Source organism: Halococcus hamelinensis 100A6 (assembly GCF_000336675.1).
GTDB classification, from domain to species: domain Archaea; phylum Halobacteriota; class Halobacteria; order Halobacteriales; family Halococcaceae; genus Halococcus; species Halococcus hamelinensis.
On sequence record NZ_AOMB01000010.1, the window covers coordinates 37,363 to 53,012 of the forward strand.

General features: G+C 66.9%; 18 protein-coding genes. 9 read left to right on the forward strand and 9 right to left on the reverse strand.

The features are described 5' to 3' along the window. Positions 1-54: 54 nt before the first annotated feature. Positions 55-255, reverse strand: coding sequence for a DUF7835 family putative zinc beta-ribbon protein (locus C447_RS03735; protein ID WP_007691084.1), 201 nt, complete (start codon positions 253-255; stop codon positions 55-57). 235 nt (positions 256-490) lie between these two features. Between C447_RS03735 and C447_RS03740 the strand changes: the two genes are divergently transcribed. The 3 genes from C447_RS03740 (at position 491) to C447_RS03750 (ending at position 2,582) form a co-directional block, all read left to right on the forward strand. Beyond that, positions 491-1,033 (forward strand): HIT family protein, encoded by a 543-nt coding sequence (locus C447_RS03740; RefSeq protein ID WP_007691086.1) that lies wholly within the window; start codon positions 491-493, stop codon positions 1,031-1,033. 54 nt (positions 1,034-1,087) lie between these two features. Beyond that, positions 1,088-2,053, forward strand: a complete 966-nt coding sequence (locus tag C447_RS03745) for a cation diffusion facilitator family transporter (RefSeq protein WP_007691088.1) — start codon at positions 1,088-1,090, stop codon at positions 2,051-2,053. Between the two features lie 73 nt (positions 2,054-2,126). Next, entirely contained in the window at positions 2,127-2,582 is a 456-nt protein-coding gene (locus tag C447_RS03750; protein ID WP_007691090.1) for a 30S ribosomal protein S19e, read from the forward strand. Between the two features lie 69 nt (positions 2,583-2,651). On the opposite strand, the gene C447_RS03755 is transcribed toward C447_RS03750, so the two are convergent. The 3 genes from C447_RS03755 to C447_RS03765 all read right to left on the reverse strand — a co-directional run bounded on the left by C447_RS03755 (position 2,652) and on the right by C447_RS03765 (position 4,511). After that, a complete protein-coding gene (locus tag C447_RS03755; protein WP_007691092.1) occupies positions 2,652-3,059 on the reverse strand; it encodes a hypothetical protein in 408 nt (135 codons plus the stop codon). 24 nt (positions 3,060-3,083) lie between these two features. Then, positions 3,084-3,800 (reverse strand): hypothetical protein, encoded by a 717-nt coding sequence (locus C447_RS03760; protein ID WP_007691093.1) that lies wholly within the window; start codon positions 3,798-3,800, stop codon positions 3,084-3,086. 204 nt (positions 3,801-4,004) lie between these two features. Next, positions 4,005-4,511, reverse strand: a complete 507-nt coding sequence (locus tag C447_RS03765) for a CDP-2,3-bis-(O-geranylgeranyl)-sn-glycerol synthase (protein WP_049904359.1) — start codon at positions 4,509-4,511, stop codon at positions 4,005-4,007. Positions 4,512-4,632: 121 nt separating this feature from the next. Between C447_RS03765 and C447_RS03770 the strand changes: the two genes are divergently transcribed. From C447_RS03770 to C447_RS03785, 4 genes are all read left to right on the forward strand, one after another. Beyond that, the gene (locus C447_RS03770) at positions 4,633-5,466 is read left to right on the forward strand and encodes a proline dehydrogenase family protein (protein WP_007691095.1); all 834 of its coding nucleotides are present in this window, start codon (positions 4,633-4,635) and stop codon (positions 5,464-5,466) included. A gap of 39 nt (positions 5,467-5,505) precedes the next feature. After that, positions 5,506-6,111, forward strand: coding sequence for a DUF502 domain-containing protein (locus C447_RS03775; protein WP_007691096.1), 606 nt, complete (start codon positions 5,506-5,508; stop codon positions 6,109-6,111). A gap of 658 nt (positions 6,112-6,769) precedes the next feature. After that, positions 6,770-7,600 (forward strand): aldo/keto reductase, encoded by an 831-nt coding sequence (locus C447_RS03780; RefSeq protein WP_029601786.1) that lies wholly within the window; start codon positions 6,770-6,772, stop codon positions 7,598-7,600. Between the two features lie 57 nt (positions 7,601-7,657). Further along, positions 7,658-7,846 (forward strand): DUF7333 family protein, encoded by a 189-nt coding sequence (locus C447_RS03785; RefSeq protein WP_007691099.1) that lies wholly within the window; start codon positions 7,658-7,660, stop codon positions 7,844-7,846. Positions 7,847-7,891: 45 nt separating this feature from the next. On the opposite strand, the gene C447_RS19030 is transcribed toward C447_RS03785, so the two are convergent. Continuing rightward, positions 7,892-8,158, reverse strand: a complete 267-nt coding sequence (locus C447_RS19030) for a DUF7577 domain-containing protein (RefSeq protein ID WP_449404617.1) — start codon at positions 8,156-8,158, stop codon at positions 7,892-7,894. Positions 8,159-8,307: 149 nt separating this feature from the next. Continuing rightward, complete coding sequence (locus tag C447_RS03790; protein WP_007691100.1) at positions 8,308-9,105, reverse strand: helix-turn-helix domain-containing protein; 798 nt, start codon at positions 9,103-9,105, stop codon at positions 8,308-8,310. 162 nt (positions 9,106-9,267) lie between these two features. On the opposite strand from C447_RS03790, the gene C447_RS03795 reads away from it, so the two are divergent. Beyond that, positions 9,268-10,239 (forward strand): phosphoadenosine phosphosulfate reductase family protein, encoded by a 972-nt coding sequence (locus C447_RS03795; RefSeq protein ID WP_007691101.1) that lies wholly within the window; start codon positions 9,268-9,270, stop codon positions 10,237-10,239. A gap of 76 nt (positions 10,240-10,315) precedes the next feature. On the opposite strand, the gene C447_RS03800 is transcribed toward C447_RS03795, so the two are convergent. After that, on the reverse strand, positions 10,316-10,528 hold the full coding sequence (locus C447_RS03800; protein ID WP_237713338.1) for a DUF4177 domain-containing protein: 213 nt from the start codon (positions 10,526-10,528) through the stop codon (positions 10,316-10,318). Positions 10,529-10,672: 144 nt separating this feature from the next. Here C447_RS03800 and C447_RS03805 point away from each other — a divergent pair, with 144 nt between their 5' ends. After that, positions 10,673-11,626, forward strand: a complete 954-nt coding sequence (locus tag C447_RS03805; protein ID WP_007691103.1) for a phosphoadenosine phosphosulfate reductase family protein — start codon at positions 10,673-10,675, stop codon at positions 11,624-11,626. 31 nt (positions 11,627-11,657) lie between these two features. On the opposite strand, the gene C447_RS03810 is transcribed toward C447_RS03805, so the two are convergent. Then, positions 11,658-13,535, reverse strand: a complete 1,878-nt coding sequence (locus C447_RS03810) for a cation:proton antiporter domain-containing protein (RefSeq protein ID WP_007691104.1) — start codon at positions 13,533-13,535, stop codon at positions 11,658-11,660. 159 nt (positions 13,536-13,694) lie between these two features. Next, complete coding sequence (locus C447_RS03815; protein ID WP_007691106.1) at positions 13,695-15,626, reverse strand: AMP-dependent synthetase/ligase; 1,932 nt, start codon at positions 15,624-15,626, stop codon at positions 13,695-13,697. Positions 15,627-15,650 lie beyond the last annotated feature (24 nt).

A 15,650-nucleotide genomic window follows, 5' to 3' on the forward strand; every position in this document is an offset into this window, starting at 1 on the left:
TTGGAACGGGGATGACGAGCTGCCGACGCGGGCGGGGTTTCGCAGAAAGCGAACTCAGGCGTTGTTCATCCGGAGGGCGGTCTCCGCGCCGCAGACCATACACTCGGTTATCCGATAGGGCTCGCGGGAGAACTCCCGGTTCTCGCGCTTCTTGCTCTCGGTCCGGAGCTCTATCGAGACTGAATGTGGGGTGTCGCGTTCGCAGTCGTCGCAGGATTCGGTGAGGGCGTCTGCAGACTGATTCGTGATCGACATCAATGCCCTCTGGGTGAGTCAAGGCTATAAAAACCCGATACCGTTATGCGCCGTTCGGACCGTTCATCCGACTCCACCGCCGAAGACGGTCGATATCGGTCGTCTGAAACGGTCTTCGTCGTGTATCGTTTCACGGAAGAACGATGAAACGGTTGTGAACGGCCAAAAAGTATTTATGCACGAAACGATCCGGCGGGACACGAGCGACTAAACGGGGCGGGGGAGTACGGCACGCATGGACCAGGTGTTCGCGCCGTGGCGTATCGAGTGGGTCGAACGCGACGAGGAGTCCGAGGGCTGTGCGTTCTGTGAGCTCCCGGAGCGCGACGCCGACCGCGAGGCGCGGGTCGTCGCCCGGAGCGAGCACGCGTTCTGCCTCCTCAACAACGCGCCCTACAACCCGGGTCACGCGATGGTGATCCCTTACCGGCACACCGGCGACTACGCGGCGCTCGACGAGGCCGAACTCCACGACCACTCGCGACTCGTCCAGCGCACGATCCGCGCGGTCGAGGCGGGGCTCGACCCCGACGGGCTGAACACCGGGATGAACCTCGGGGACGCCGCCGGGGGTTCGATCGGCGACCACTGTCACACCCACGTCGTCCCGCGGTGGGCGGGCGACACCAACTTCATGCCGGTGGTGAGCGACACGAAGGTCATCGTCGAGGCGATCGACGACACCTACGACCACCTCCGGACGGCGTTCGCGGACCAGGACGGCACGACGGGTCGGGGAACCGACGAGGCGGTCGTCGTGGACACCGACGCGCCCTGACGCGTTCGTAGGACAGTCGAAGCGGCTTTGGTTCGCGCTCGCCGAGTTTCGGGCATGGAGCGCGCGGCGGCGGTCAGACGTATCGGGCTGGTGGTGCTGGGGGCGAACGTCGTCCTCGCCGCCGCGAAGGGCTGGGTCTGGCTCGACACCGGCAGCCTCGCGGTCGGCTCCGAGGCCGTCAACAGCCTGATCGACGCCGCCTACGCGACCGTCGTGCTCGCCGGGCTCTACCTCACCACCCAGCCCCCCGACAGCCAGCATCCCCACGGCCACGAGCGGATCGAGCCGTTCGTCGCGCTCGCGATCGCGCTCGCGATCTTTCTGACCGGGGGGACGATCCTCTGGGATTCGGTGACCGCCATCGTCTCGGGTGCGGCCACGGCCACCGAGAGCCCCGCCGCGCTCGTGGTGCTCGCCGCCGCCGCCGCCGTCAAGTTCGGGCTCTACCGGTACTGTCTCGCGGCGGGCCGAACCCACGACTCGCCCGCGCTGACCGCGACCGCGCTCGACAACCGCAACGACATCCTCACCGCGAGCGCGGCGTTCGTCGGCGTGCTCGGGGCTCGCTTCGGCTTCCCGATCCTCGACCCGCTCGCCGCCGCCGTGGTCTCGGTCGGGATCCTCTTTACCGGAGTCGAAGTCGTCCGGGACAACGTCCCGTACCTCATCGGCGGCGCGCCTTCGGACGAACTCCAGAGTACGATCATCCGACGCGCGCTCGCCCACCCCGACGTCGAGGGGGCCCACGACGTCATCGCCCACTACGTCGGCCCGGAGATCGACGTCAGCCTCCACATCGAGGTCGAGGGCGACCGCACCCTCTCGGAGGCCCACGACATCGAGAGCGCGGTCGTGGCGTCGATCCGGACGCTCGACGCGGTCGACGACGTCTTCGTCCACGTCGACCCGAAGGAGCTCGGCGAGTGGAAGGCCGACCCCGAGACCGACCGACTGGTCCACGGGCGCGACACGCGACCCACGAACGGCGACGACCCGGCCGCCGACGGCGTGCGCGAGTGAGCCGCGTCGGGACCGCAGGCGCTCGCGAGCGGGTAACGACGCGTTTAAACCGCCGGACGAGCGTTTCGTATGTATGGCAACTCTCTACGACGTTCCGGCGGACGCGCTGATCGAGGCGCTCGCCGACCGGCTCGCGGACGAGGTCGAACAGCCCGACTGGGCGCGCTTTACGAAGACCGGCACGGGCCGCGAACTCCCGCCCGAACAGGACGACTTCTGGGTGACCCGCGCGGGGAGCCTCCTCCGGCGGGTCGCGGTCGACGGGGAGGTCGGCGTCGACCGACTCACCACCGCCTACGGCGGCTCGAAGGGCGGTTCGAATCGGTATCAGGTCGCGCCCGCCCGGGCGACCGAGGGGAGCGGCAAGATCGTCCGAACCATCCTCCAGCAGCTCGAAGAGGTCGGCTACGTCGAGACCGCCGAGGGCGAGGGTCGACGCGTCACCGCCGAGGGCCGAAGCCTCCTCGACGAGACCGCGGGCGACGTGCTCGAAGACCTCGACCGCCCGGAACTCGAACGCTACGCCTGAATCGACGAAGTACTTCTTCGGTTGCCGTTCGTTACGACCCGTCGACGAGCGCGTGCTGTTCGGTTCGGCTCAAGACGACCGCGTTCGGCCGCGCCGAAGGTAGGTGATGGCGACGGCGAGCGCGGCGAGCGCCTGGAACACGTACCCCACCACGACGAGCAGCCCGGCGGGACTCCCCGGGCCGGTCGTCGTGACCAGATAGGTTCCGAACGGCACCGCCCACTGGCCGCCGACCGCACAGATCGTCAGGAGGTCGACCCAGCCCTCGAACACGTCGTCGAGTATCGTCCCGTAGAACAGCACCGCGAGCGACCCGACCAACAGCGCGGTCGGGATCGAGCCGAGCCAGCCGGGGACCGACTGCGCGCCACCGTAGAGGATCGGGTCGCGCAGGAGTGCGATGTAGGACTCGACGACGAACCCGACGGCTACCCCCGTGAATCCGGACAGACGGAGAACGAACGAAAATCGACTCATAGAGACGGGACGAAGTCGAGGAAGTTAGGCTGCGGTGGTTCCCTCGTCGCCGGCGGCGCTCGCCTCGGCGTTCGAGGAGGTGATCTCGGCGGTGACGGTGCCGTCGGGGTTCGTGACCTCGACGGTGAACGAGATGGTGGCCTCGGCCGCGTCGACGGACGTCCCGCCGATGCTCGTCGTCCCGGACGAGGTGAGCCGCAGCGTGACGTCCTGGCTCTGAGAAGCGCCCTGCGCGACGTTCGTCGGGAAACTGCTGGTCGTGATGTTCGTGCCGTCGATGATCGAGAGCGGCGCACACGTGACGGTCGCCAGCCCGTCGTAGCTGCTCATGTCGTCGGCGTCGAACGCGCCGATGGCGCTTGCGCTCGCGTCCGCGACGCCCGTCTCGGAGTAGACGGTGTGGGTCGCGCCGTCGACGTCGGCCGCGAGGTCGAAGTCGAAGCCGGAGACACCGCCACCGAAGTTCGCCCAGTCGAGGGTGAACACCGGGGCGACGGTGACGTCCGTCACCTCGCCGGCGTTGGTCGTCACGGGAACCGTCCCGTCGCCGTTCTCCTGAAAGGTGCTCGCCGCGAGCGAGGGCTGGGTCCCGTACCAGAGCCCGAGCCCGCCGAGTGCGGCCACACCGACTGCACCGGCCGTCCCCCTCATCAGGCGTCGGCGGGTGAAGAACGTCGTCGGTTCGGTCGATTCGTCGTCGGATCCGGTGCCATCGAACTGAAATGCTGCTTCTTCGCTCATTTTTTCCTTCTATAGTGGCTGCTTCATTCGTACAGCCATGTTGATCCAGTAGAAACCTCACGTGGTTTAACTGGCTAGTAGTACGAACGGATACACTAAACATATATTTTTCTAAACTCGTCTCAACGATAGTATAGTTCTTTCACAGTGTGAAAAACGTACATAGCACCGGTAGGGCGTTCCGTGACCCCGCGAGGCGCGCCGTCACCAGGGTTCGCTCTTCAGCCCGGAACGGTAGGCGATGAAGTTGGTGCCGAGGTGGAGCAGCGGGGTGAGAACGAGCACGACCACGAGCACCGGCGGGGTGAACGTCGCCGCGAACCAGTCGAGCGCGGCGAGCGCGGCGAACACGAGGCTGCCGACGACGAAGTCGTACTGGTCGAGGCCGGGAAACGCCGCCCCGCGCTCGCGGCCCGTTCGACGTTTGAGCCCCGAGGCCGCGATGTCGCCGACCATCGCGCCGAACGGGAGCGCGACCACCACGACCGGTGGAAACGTCGGTACGGGGAGACCGGTCGCGGCCGTGAACGTCGGTACGAGGGCGTTGAGGACGAGTGCGACCGCCGCGCCGGCGAGGGTGCCGACGGCGGTGCCCCGCCACGTCTTGCCGTCGCCGAGGAGTCGCGCCCCACCGCGGGTTCGGCCGCCGTCGATCGGTCGGCCCCCGCCGGCGAGGACCGCGGCGTTGTTCGGGACGTAGGCCGGCCCCATGGCCCAGATGGCGACGACGACGGTCTCGACGAGGCTCACGGCTTCGAGTCGCCGCGCGGGACTTTAATTCCCGCGGTCCGGGGAACGATACGCCTTTGGCGCTTTGGCAAAATTTGCAGGCATGATACCACCGATCGCGAACCGGTTCGTCGCCGGCGAGACCCACGGAGCGGTCGTCGACCACGCCCGCGAACTCGAAACCCGTGGGGTGCGGAGCATCTGCAACCGCCTCGGCGAACACTACACCGCGCCCGAACCCGCGGCCGCCGACCGCGACGCCTACCGCTCGCTCCTCGATGCGATCGCCGCCGCCGACGTCGGCGCGTGTATCTCGGTCAAGCCCTCACAGATCGGCCTCGACGTCTCCGAGGACTGCTTTCGCGACAACTTCGAGCAGATCGTCGACCACGCCGAGGAAAGCGGGACGTTCGTCTGGCTCGATATGGAGGACCACTCGACGACCGACCCCACGCTCGACGCCTACACCCACCACGCGAACGAGTACGAGCGGGTCGGGGTCTGCGTCCAGGCCAACCTCAAGCGCACCCCCGAGGACCTCCGCCGGCTCGCCGACTATCCCGGCAAGGTCCGGCTGGTGAAGGGGGCCTACGACGAACCCGGGCACCTCGCTCACCGGGGACGGGCGCAGGTCAACGACGCCTACCGCGGGTGTCTCGACGTCATGTTCGAGCGCTTCGACGGCGGCATCGCGGTCGCGAGCCACGACGCCGCGATGGTGAAACACGCCGTCGACCTGCGGGAGGAGTGGGGAACCGACTTCGAGATCCAGATGCTGATGGGGGTCAGAAACGAGGTTCAGTACGACCTCGCCGACCGCTACGACGTCTGGCAGTACGTTCCCTACGGCGGCAAGTGGTTCTCGTACTTCTCGCGCCGGGTGATGGAGCGCCGCGAGAACCTCACGTTCGCCCTCCGCGCGCTGGTCGGTCGATAGGGGAAGCGCTGATAACGCCTCCCGCGTATCTTCGACCGAATGACTTCCCTGCGACGTGACGCCACGAGCGGCCTGGTCGTGCTCGTCCCGATCATCGTCTCCCTCTACGTTCTCGCGTTCATCTACCGCACCATCGCGCAGCTCCCGCTGATCGAGACCATCGAACCCGCCGTGGTCCGGGTCCCCCTCACGCTCGTGGTGTTCGCGGCGCTCGTGCTCGCCATCGGCTATCTGATGCGCACCGCGAGCGGCCCCCTCGTCGAGGAGGCCATCGACGGCGTGATAAACCGGGTGCCGGGCCTCCGGGTGGTCTACAACGCCTCGAAGATGGGGGTCGAAACCGCCGTCACCGGGACCGGCGACCTCCAAGCGCCGGTTAAACTCGAAACCTGGGAGGGCCTCCGGATGACGGCGTTCAAAACCGGCACCCGGACCGACGACGGTCGCGATATCCTCTTTTTACCCACCGCCCCCAACATCACCACCGGTTTCGTCATCGAGGTCACCCCCGACCGGTACGAGGAGACCGACGAACGCGTCGAGGACGCCCTCACGCGCGTACTGAGCGCGGGATTCGGCGAGGCCGACGACGTCGGGGTGCCCACCGCCGGCCGCACGCCGTCGCCGAACGCCGACGACGACTAACAACCACCTTTTGCTGCGCTCGCTCACTGCGTTCGCTCGCTGGCAAAATGTGGATCAAAAGCGCTGCGCGCTCCCGCTGGTCGCGCTTGCGCCCGCTCACTCACCTCGTTCGTTCGCGGTGCAAACACTACCAGTCCCGCAACCGCACAGCACCGCCTCCGCCGAAGCCCTCGGCCGCTCCGCTCACGGCTTCCTACGGTCGCCGGTCGCCTCGTGGTCGTTCGAGAGAGCAAAGCTCTCTCGTGATCGTCAAAAGAGTCTCCGACTCTTTTGGACCTCGCGGAGCTTCGCTCCGCTCAGTGACGAAAATCGGAGATTTTCGAACCACCTCCCGGTGGTCGGCCACGCCCCGTTCGCCGTTCGCATCGAGGCGCTCGCATTGCTCGCGCCTCGCTCCGCGGCCTCGCCCTTCATCCACCAGGAGCGCACAGCGCTCCTGGGCCTCGACTCACATTCGTTCGCCGAGACGCCAGGTCAGCAACCGCGACCGCATCCGCACCGCAACCGCCCCCGCCCGCCGCCCCCGTCACCGTCCGCTCGTTCGTGGTGGCCCCTCGCCGCCCGAGATCGCTCGAGAGAGGGCATGACACGCACACGAACCAGTTCCATTCGCCGGTTTCACAACCGCTTTTCAACTGTCGCCCGTCGTCCTGCGTGTATGTCTCAAGAGGAACTCACATCGGAGAGCGTCGAACGAGCCAACGGAATGCCGACCTTCGGCCTCGGTACCTGGGAGAACGAGGACCCCGAGGCGTGCGCCGAGAGCGTCCGGACCGCCCTCGACATGGGCTATCGCCACATCGACACCGCCCAGGCCTACGAGAACGAGGACAGCGTCGGCGACGGCATCGCACAGGCCGAGATCGACCGCGAGGAGATGTTCCTCGCCACGAAGGTCTGGACGAAGAACCTCGCACACGACGACGTGATCGACTCGACCCACGAGAGCCTCGAAAAGCTCGGCGTCGACTCGGTCGACCTGCTCTACATCCACTGGCCGCAGAACACCTACGAGCCCGAGGAGACCCTCTCCGCCTTCGAGGAACTCGTCGACGAGGGCGCGATCGACCACATCGGCGTCTCGAACTTCGAACCCGAACACCTCGACGAGGCCCGCGAGGTCCTCGGTGAAGCGCCGTTCGCGAACCAGGTCGAGATGAGCCCCCTCCTCCCCCAGGAGGAACTCCGGGAGTACTGCGACGAGCACGGCATCGAACTCGTGGCCTACTCCCCGCTCGCCCGTGGGAAGGTCTTCGAGGTCGACGAACTCTCCGAGGTCGCCGAGAAGCACGACGCGAGCGAGGCCCAGGTCAGCCTCGCGTGGCTCCGCGAGAAGGGCGTCACCGTGATCCCGAAGGCTACGAGCGAAGAACACATCCGCGACAACTGGGAGTCGCTCACGCTCGACCTCGACGACGAGGACGTCGAGACCATCGACGGCATCGACACCGTCGAGCGCCAGGTCGACCCCGACGACTCCCCCTGGTAGGGCTCCACCGGTTGCCGAGTAACGAAAACGTATTCTCGCTGGGCCCGTAGACCCGACATGGAGTTCGACCTCCCGAAGACGGCCGGGATATTCGTGGTGTTGTTCGCGATCATCGCCATCGGCACGTTCATGAGCCCGATGGCGGCCTCGACGGTCGGAATGGTGCTCGGCGGCCTGCTGGTCTTCGGTATCGTCACCCTGTTCGTCGGCGTCCAGCACGGCGAGTACCGCGCCACACGGCGCTGAGAGGCCAACTCGGCGACCGAACGGCCGAGTGCGGGCGACGTGCCGTCACGTACACACGTTCCTCACACAGTTACGACAGTACGTGAAGACGGAGTCGTTCTCGACACCACAGTGCGGACACGCACTGCGGTCGGAGCCACGGCTCTCCCCGGATGGGGTTGATTCACGCGTCGTCCCGGTCGGCGGAACGCCCCGTCCACCCGGCAGCAGGTGTGGATAGCGGTAGGAGACGTACACGACGATGCACAGCAGGACGAACAGGCTCATCGATTCCGGTTCGGACAGCCCCAGTGTGGTCACGGACGCAGTCATTCCTCGGGGCCACCCACCTCTGAGCTCGGTCGCAGTACCATAGGAGAACACGGGGGAGCGGCATCGATAGCATCGAGTTCGTATTATTGCCAACTCCGGCGACCGTGAGGGGGCTCCGAAGCGAAAGCGAGGGTCGAAATCGAACCGGCCTATCGGTCGTCGTCCACGGTCGAAACGGGTTCCGAAACCATCCCGCTCCGTTCGGGCGTGTCGGGCTCGCTGGTCGGTACCGTTCCGAGAGCGGTCGCGGTCGCCCACGCCTCGGCACGGCGCAGGCGATAGCGAAGCGTCGTCAGCGGGAGGTCGAGTTCGGCAGCGATATCCTCCATGGTCGCCACGCGTGGATGGTCGTAGTACCCCAGTTGCCGCGCCGTTTCGAGCGCTTCGCGTTGTGCGAAGGAGAGGTCGGTCCCGGGCGGTGAGCGCTCCGCGTGGGGCCAGCGTTCGGGCGTCCCGATCCGCTGGACGGCGAGCGAGACACCCGCCGGAAGGTCCTCACGAAGCGCCCGATGGAACCCGTCGACGGTTCGCTCCGCGGGGACGAGCACGCGCCATTCGTAGGACGACCCGCGCTGGGTTGCGTCGAAGACGAGTCCATTGCCGAGGGTTTCGAGCGCGAGATAGCCGAGCGAACTACAGTAGCTCATGTCGGTTACGTGCCGATACACCGTTCGTGCCGTCGGCTCCCGTTCGATGACCTGATAGTCGAGTTCGGTGTCGCACGCCGACGTGGGGTACGTACAGTCGTTGCAGTGCTCGTCGACGTAGACGGTCTCGACGGCGTCGAGTGCGTCCTCGGGTCCGGTGAGGCGCTCGACTCGCCACCCGCTTTCGAGCGTGATCGAGACGTCGAGCGCCGTCGCCACCACCGCCGGATGATCGATGAACACGTCCCGAACCGGGTGGACGCCGTGATCGTATTCGAGGTCGAAGACGTACTCGCGCATACCGTCCTTCGGACGCAACCGCTCTTAACGGTTGAGTACCACCCGAAAACAGCGTCGACCCGGTCGCGATCGCCCGCGAGGGGCTATCGTGTACGGTATCACGCCACACTCGGAAGCGAAGCCGCAACGCCTTTCATGGCCGTAATTATATCTCATTACGCTATGGCAACCGAGTTCCCCGACTACCTCGACGTGGACTACACCGACGGTGAAGGTGAAGACCCCGAGGACTACCCGACGATAGAGGACAAGCTCGAGAAGGCGATCGAGGTCACCCGGCGCGGCCTCGAACAGTACGAGAACCCCTCCGTGATGTGGACCGGCGGGAAGGACTCGACGCTCACCCTCTACTTCGTGAAGGAGGTCGCCGACCGGTTCGACCTCGAAGTCCCCCCCGTGATCTTCATCGACCACTACCAGCACTTCGACGAGCTGTTCGACTTCGTCGAGCACTGGGCCGACGAGTGGGACCTCGAAGTCGTCTACGCCCGCAACGACGACGCGGGTCGCTACGTCGAGGAGAACGACCTCGAACCCGGTGACGACATCCCGGTCTCGGAGCTCTCCGAGCACAACCAGCACCACATCCGGGACATCCTCGAATACGAGGAGGACACCTTCCCGTTCCTGCTCGACACCTACGTGGGCAACCACCTCCTCAAGACCGTGGCGCTCAACGACGCTCTGGAGGAGTACGACATCGACGGGATCCTCTCGGGCATCCGCTGGGACGAACAGGAGGCCCGCGCGGACGAGACCTTCTTCAGCCCGCGTCACGACCCCGAGATCTACCCGCCCCACGACCGCGTCCAGCCGATCCTCCAGTTCGACGAGGCCGACGTCTGGGAGACCTTCTGGCACTTCGTCGTGCCCGAGACCGTCGAGGAGTACCCCGACGAGGGCTACGTCCCCCAGGACTACGACGACCTGCCGAACGGCCTGACCCACGAGGACATCCCTGTGAGTCCGAAGTACTTCGAGGGCTTTCGCTCGCTCGGCAGCGAGGTCTCGACCGACAAGACCGAGTCCACGCCCGCGTGGCTCCAGGACCTCGACAACACCACCGAACGCGCCGGCCGCGCCCAGGACAAGGAGGACCTGATGGAGCGCCTGCGCGACCTCGGTTACATGTGAAGTCCGGGAACTGTCCCGCTTCGCTCGCGCCGAATCGCTGAGGGACGGAGTCGAACCGGGAAACGACGGCCGTCGTTCAGTGTGACCGTCGCAGGAACAGTTCGGCACCGCCCCACCAGTTGACGACGGCCTCGTCGAGTTCCCACCCGTCCGCCGCGAGGTCGTTCAACAGCCGTTCGGTCTCGTCGCGCTTGATGCGGAACCACCAGAAACTGGTCGGCGCTTTGACGACTTTGTACTCGTAGCCCGCTTCGCCGCTCACACGCCGTCCGCCTGTCGTGGTACTCACGATGCACCCGAGAGGGCACCTGCCGAAAAAGCTGTTCCGCTCGCCCGAAGACCGTAATCTCGGTTTCCCCGTCGATCCAGCCCACACCCATCGGCCACACGTCGGCGAAAACCTACATTACCCCGGTGCCCGTTTGAGCCCTCGATGACCGACCAGTTCCCCGAGTACCTCGACGTGGACTACACCGACGGCGACGACCACGACGCGGGCGCGTACCCGACCCTCTCGGACAAACTCGAAAAGGCAGCGACGGTGACCGCGACCGCGCTCGAACAGTACGAGAACCCCGCGGTGATGTGGACCGGCGGGAAGGACTCGACGCTCGTGCTCTACGTGGTCCGGGAGGTCGCCCGCGAGCGCGGGATCGACGTCCCGCCGGTCGTCTTCATCGACCACTTCGAGCACTTCCCCGAGGTGATGGCGTTCGCCGAGCGCTGGGCCGAGCAGTGGGACCTCGACCTCCGATTCGCGCGCAACGAGGCCATCGCCGGGCTCGGTGCCGAGCCGGGCGACGAGATCCCCCTCTCGGACCTCGGCGAGACGAACCGACGCGAACTCGACCGCATCGACTACGAGGGCGATAGCCTCACCTTGGACGCGGATTCGTTCGAGGGCAACCACCTCCTCAAGACCGTGGCGCTGAACGAGGTCCTCGAAACGACCGGCTTCGACGGGATCTTCTCGGGCGTCCGCTGGGACGAACAGGAGGCCCGCGCCGGCGAGACGTTCTTCAGCCCGCGCCACGAGTCGGCGAAGTACCCGCCCCACGACCGCGTCCACCCGATCCTCCAGTTCGAGGAGGTGGACGTCTGGGACGCCTTCTGGAACGCCGTCGTCCCGGACACCGTCGAGGGCTACCCGGCGGGACACGTTCCCGAGAGCACCGACGACCTCCCCGACGGCCTCACCGCCGAGGACATCCCTGTCAGCCCGAAGTACTTCGAGGGCTTTCGCTCGCTCGGGACCGAATCCGGGTCGGGGAGGTCCAGTGAACGCCCCGCGTGGCTCCAGGACCTGGAGGGCTCCACCGAGCGCGAGGGCCGCGCCCAGGACAAGGAGGGGTTGATGGAGCGCCTGCGCGACCTCGGCTACATGTAGTCCCGCCGAGGGCGGAGGCGAACACGAACGGTCAGTCGGCGGGGTGGAACCGCGAGAGCGCGTCCTTGACGGCTTGGTTCTGGCCGACGAGCGTGATGCGATCGCCGTGTTGGAGCTCGAAGTCGCCGTCGGGGACCTTGTTCTCGCCGTCCCGACCGACGAGGGCGATCAGACAGCCGTCGGGGATGGCCGAGCCGAGTTCGGAGATGGTCTTGCCCGCGACGTCCTCGGCGGTGACCTCGAACTCCTGGACGTCGCCCGACCGGCCAAGCTCGGTCATCCAGTTCCAGAGCGCGGGGCGTTCGATCCGGTTGTCGATCGCCCACGAGGTGGCGTTGGTCGAGGAGATGGTCTCGACGTCGAGCTCCGCGAACGCGTCCTCGTTCCCGGGCTGGTTCACCCGCGATATCACCTGTTCGGTGTCGAACGTGGTGGCGGCGAGCTGGGCCACGAGGAGGTTGACGTCGTCGTCGCCGGTGGTGGCGACCACCGTCGAGGCGTTCTCGGCCCCGGCGGTCCGGAGCACGTCGCTGTCGGTGGCGTCGCCGATCCGGACGGCGTAGCCGTCGTTGCGGGCGGTCTCGGCGATCGACTCGTCGCTTTCGATGATCACGACGTTCTCGCCGCGGGCTTCGAGGCGTGCCGCGAGGTCGCGACCGACCTTGCCGCTGCCGACGATGAGTGCGCGCATGGGGATCACGTCGAGATACTCCGCGAAGTATCTGGCTAACCCGCCCTCGATCACGACGGTGGCGAAGATCACGAGGAAGACGGTGCCGACGAGGGTCTGGGCCGCCGCGTCGAGCCCCATCGACTGGAGTTCGACCGCGAACAGCGTCGCGACCGAGGCCGGGATGATCCCCCGCGGCCCGACCGCGCTCATGAACACCTTCTCCTCGCGGGTGAATCGACCCCCGACCGCGGAGAGGAAGACGAGCAGCGGGCGGAGCACGACTATCACGACGAGCACCACCGCGAGGCCGCCGAGGCCGAGCGGGAGCGCCTCGAAGTCGAGGAGCGCGGCGAGCGCGATGAACACGAACGAAAGCACGATCAGCGTGATGTCGCCCTTGAAGTCGGTGATCTCGGATTCGTAGGGGATATCGAGGTTGCCGACGATGATCCCGGCGGCTGCGGCGGCAGCGATCCCGGCCTCCGAGGTCACGACGTTCGCCACGCCGTAGGCCACGAGCGCACCGGCGAGCACGAGCAGACGGGCGTTCCGAGGGGCGTTGCCCGGCGTGAGGTGGACGTAGCGGAGGAACGCCCACAGCAGCCCGGCGACGACGGCCCCGACGAGGAGTCCGACGCCGAGTTTGAGCGCGAAGACGACGAGGATCGCGCCGACGCCCTCCGAAGCTTGGAAGACCACCTCGAACACCACCACCGCGAGGATCGCGGCGGTGACGTCGTTGACGATACCCTCGGTTTCGAGCGTGGTCGCGACGCTGTCGCGAACCGGCACCACGTCGAGGATCGGCGAGATAACGGTGGGGCCGGTCGCCACGAGGAGCGCGCCGATGAGGAAGGAGACGTCCCACGGCGCGGGGATCGCGTAGTGGACGACGACCGCCGTCCCGACCAGCGATATCACCGCGCCGAGCGTGGTAAGCCGCACCATCGTTGTCGAGGTCCGTCTGAGGTCCTCGACCCGGAGGTGGAAGGCCCCCTCGAAGACGATGATCGCCACCGCGAGCCCCACGATGATCGGGAGCGCACCGCCGAAGGTGCTCGCGGTGATGATGCGATGTGAGAGCACGAGCCCCGACAACGGCCCGAGGACCAGGCCCACGCTCAACAGGAAAATGATACTCGGGAGCTGAAATCGGTCGCCGAGGACCTGGGAGATGACCCCCAGTGCGATGATCCCCGCGATGAGTGCGATCAGCCCTGCGCTGCCAGTAGCCACTCACGAACCTCCATTGGTCATCCGTAAACCATCACAGTATATAAGACCTTCATCGGCAACCCGCAACTGCTCCCCCTACTTTTCACCGCGACCGTGATAAGCGCTCGCCGTCGCCGACCGGCGGGACTGCCCTGCGGGCCCGACGCACGACCACCCTGATCACCGGCCGTAGAGCCGGTCGATGTCGTCCTCGTACCGGTCGAGGATGTTGCGGCGTTTCTTCTTCATCGTCGGCGTCACGAGGTCGTTCTCCTCGGTGAACTCCTCGGGCGCGAGCACGAACCGTTTGATCCGCTCGTCGGGTTCGAACCGTTCGTTCACCACCTCGATCTCCTCGGTGATGCGGTCCTGTACCCGGTCGTCGTGACAGAGGTCCTCGGGGTCCCCGGGGAGGTCGATCCCCTCCTTCGTGGCCCACTCGCGGACGCGCCCGAGGTTCGGCACGACGATCGCGCTCACGAACTTCTCGCCGTCGCCGACCACCATACACTGCTCGACGAGCGGGTTGCTCGCGAAGGCGTCCTCGATCGGCCGTGGCGCGACGTTCTTCCCTGTGGAGAGCACGAGGAGCTGTTTCGAGCGCTCGCGGAAGGCGAGGTAGCCGTCGGGGCGCTGCTCGACGACGTCGCCCGTCCGGAACCACTTCCCGTCGAACGCGTCGTCGGTCTCCTCGGGGCGGTTCCAGTAGCCTTCGGTGACGTTCGGTCCCTTCACGAGGAGTTCGCCGACCTCGCCCTCGGCGTCGAAGTCGTTCGGGACCACCGTCGAGTCCACGCGGACTTCCTCGTCGTGGACGGGATAGCCGATGGTGCCGATCTCCGGGGCTTCGGGCGGGTTGACCGCGACCACGGGTGCGGTCTCGGTGAGGCCGTAGCCCTCCAGGATCGGGAGGCCCATGGCGTGGAACAGCCGGGCGAGGTCGGGCGAGAGGCTCCCGCCGCCGCTGATGAAGAAGTCGATGTTGCCGCCGACGCCCTCACGGACCTGGGAGAACACCAGCCGGTCGGCGAGCGCGTGTTTCGCTCGCAGCCCCGCGCCCGGCGACTCGCTCCCGTGGTAGGCTCGCCCCACCTCGGTAGCCCACCCGAAGATCCGGGAGCTCACTGCGGACCCCGAGGCCTGCTCGCGGATGGTGTCGTAGAGCTTCTCGTAGACCCGCGGCACGCTGGTGGCCGAACTGGGGGTGACGAGCGAGAAGTCCTCGCGGAGGGTGTCGGGGCTCTCGGCGTAGGCGACCGTGGAGCCGGCGGCGAACTGCATGAAGTGGCCCGCGAGGCGCTCGAAGACGTGCGCGAGCGGGAGGAAGGAGAGGCTGGTCGAACCGGGACCGATCGTCGGCGTGTCGCCCTTGTCGGGCCGGGGGCCGAACCGGCGGTAGACCTGGTCGACGTTCGCCCGGAAGTTGCGGTGGCTGAGCTTGACCCCCTTCGGCCGGCCGGTGGTGCCGGAGGTGTAGACGAGGCTCGCGAGCGCCTCCGGGTCGCGTCCGACGAACCACGACTCGTACGCCTCGGCGTCGAAGGCCGCCGCGCCACGGTCGTGGACCTCGGCGAGCGTGAGGACGTCGTCGCGGTCGTCGTAGCCCTCGAAATCGTCGATGGAGACGATGAACTCGAGATCGAGCGCCGCTTCGACTTCCAGCACTCGGTCGAGGAGCTCCCCGTTCTCGACCACGACGCCCGTCGCGCCCGGGTCGGAGAGGAGGTACTCGACCTGGCGGGGCGACGAACTCGTGTACACTGTGGTCACGACCCCGCCGGCCGCGAGCAGCCCGAAGTCCGCCTGCGCCCACTCCATCCGGGTGTTCGAGAAGAGCCCGACCCGGTCGCCCGCTTCGACCCCGAGTTCGCGAAAGCCCGTCGCGAGGTTCCGGACGATCCCCCGCATCTCGTCATACGTCAGGTCGGCGAACTCGCCGTCGGGGGCGGCCGGGACCACCCCTCCGGCGAGCGAACGGTCGTAGATCCCGCCCTTGTACCGCTGGGCGACCCGCTCGGCGTTTCGAGCGGCACTCTCCTCGAACATGACCGGGAGCGTGCCCTCGCCGAGCACCTCGCTCTCGAAATCGGCTTCGGCCTCCTGCCAATCCATACCGAATCCTCACGTCCGGCGCAC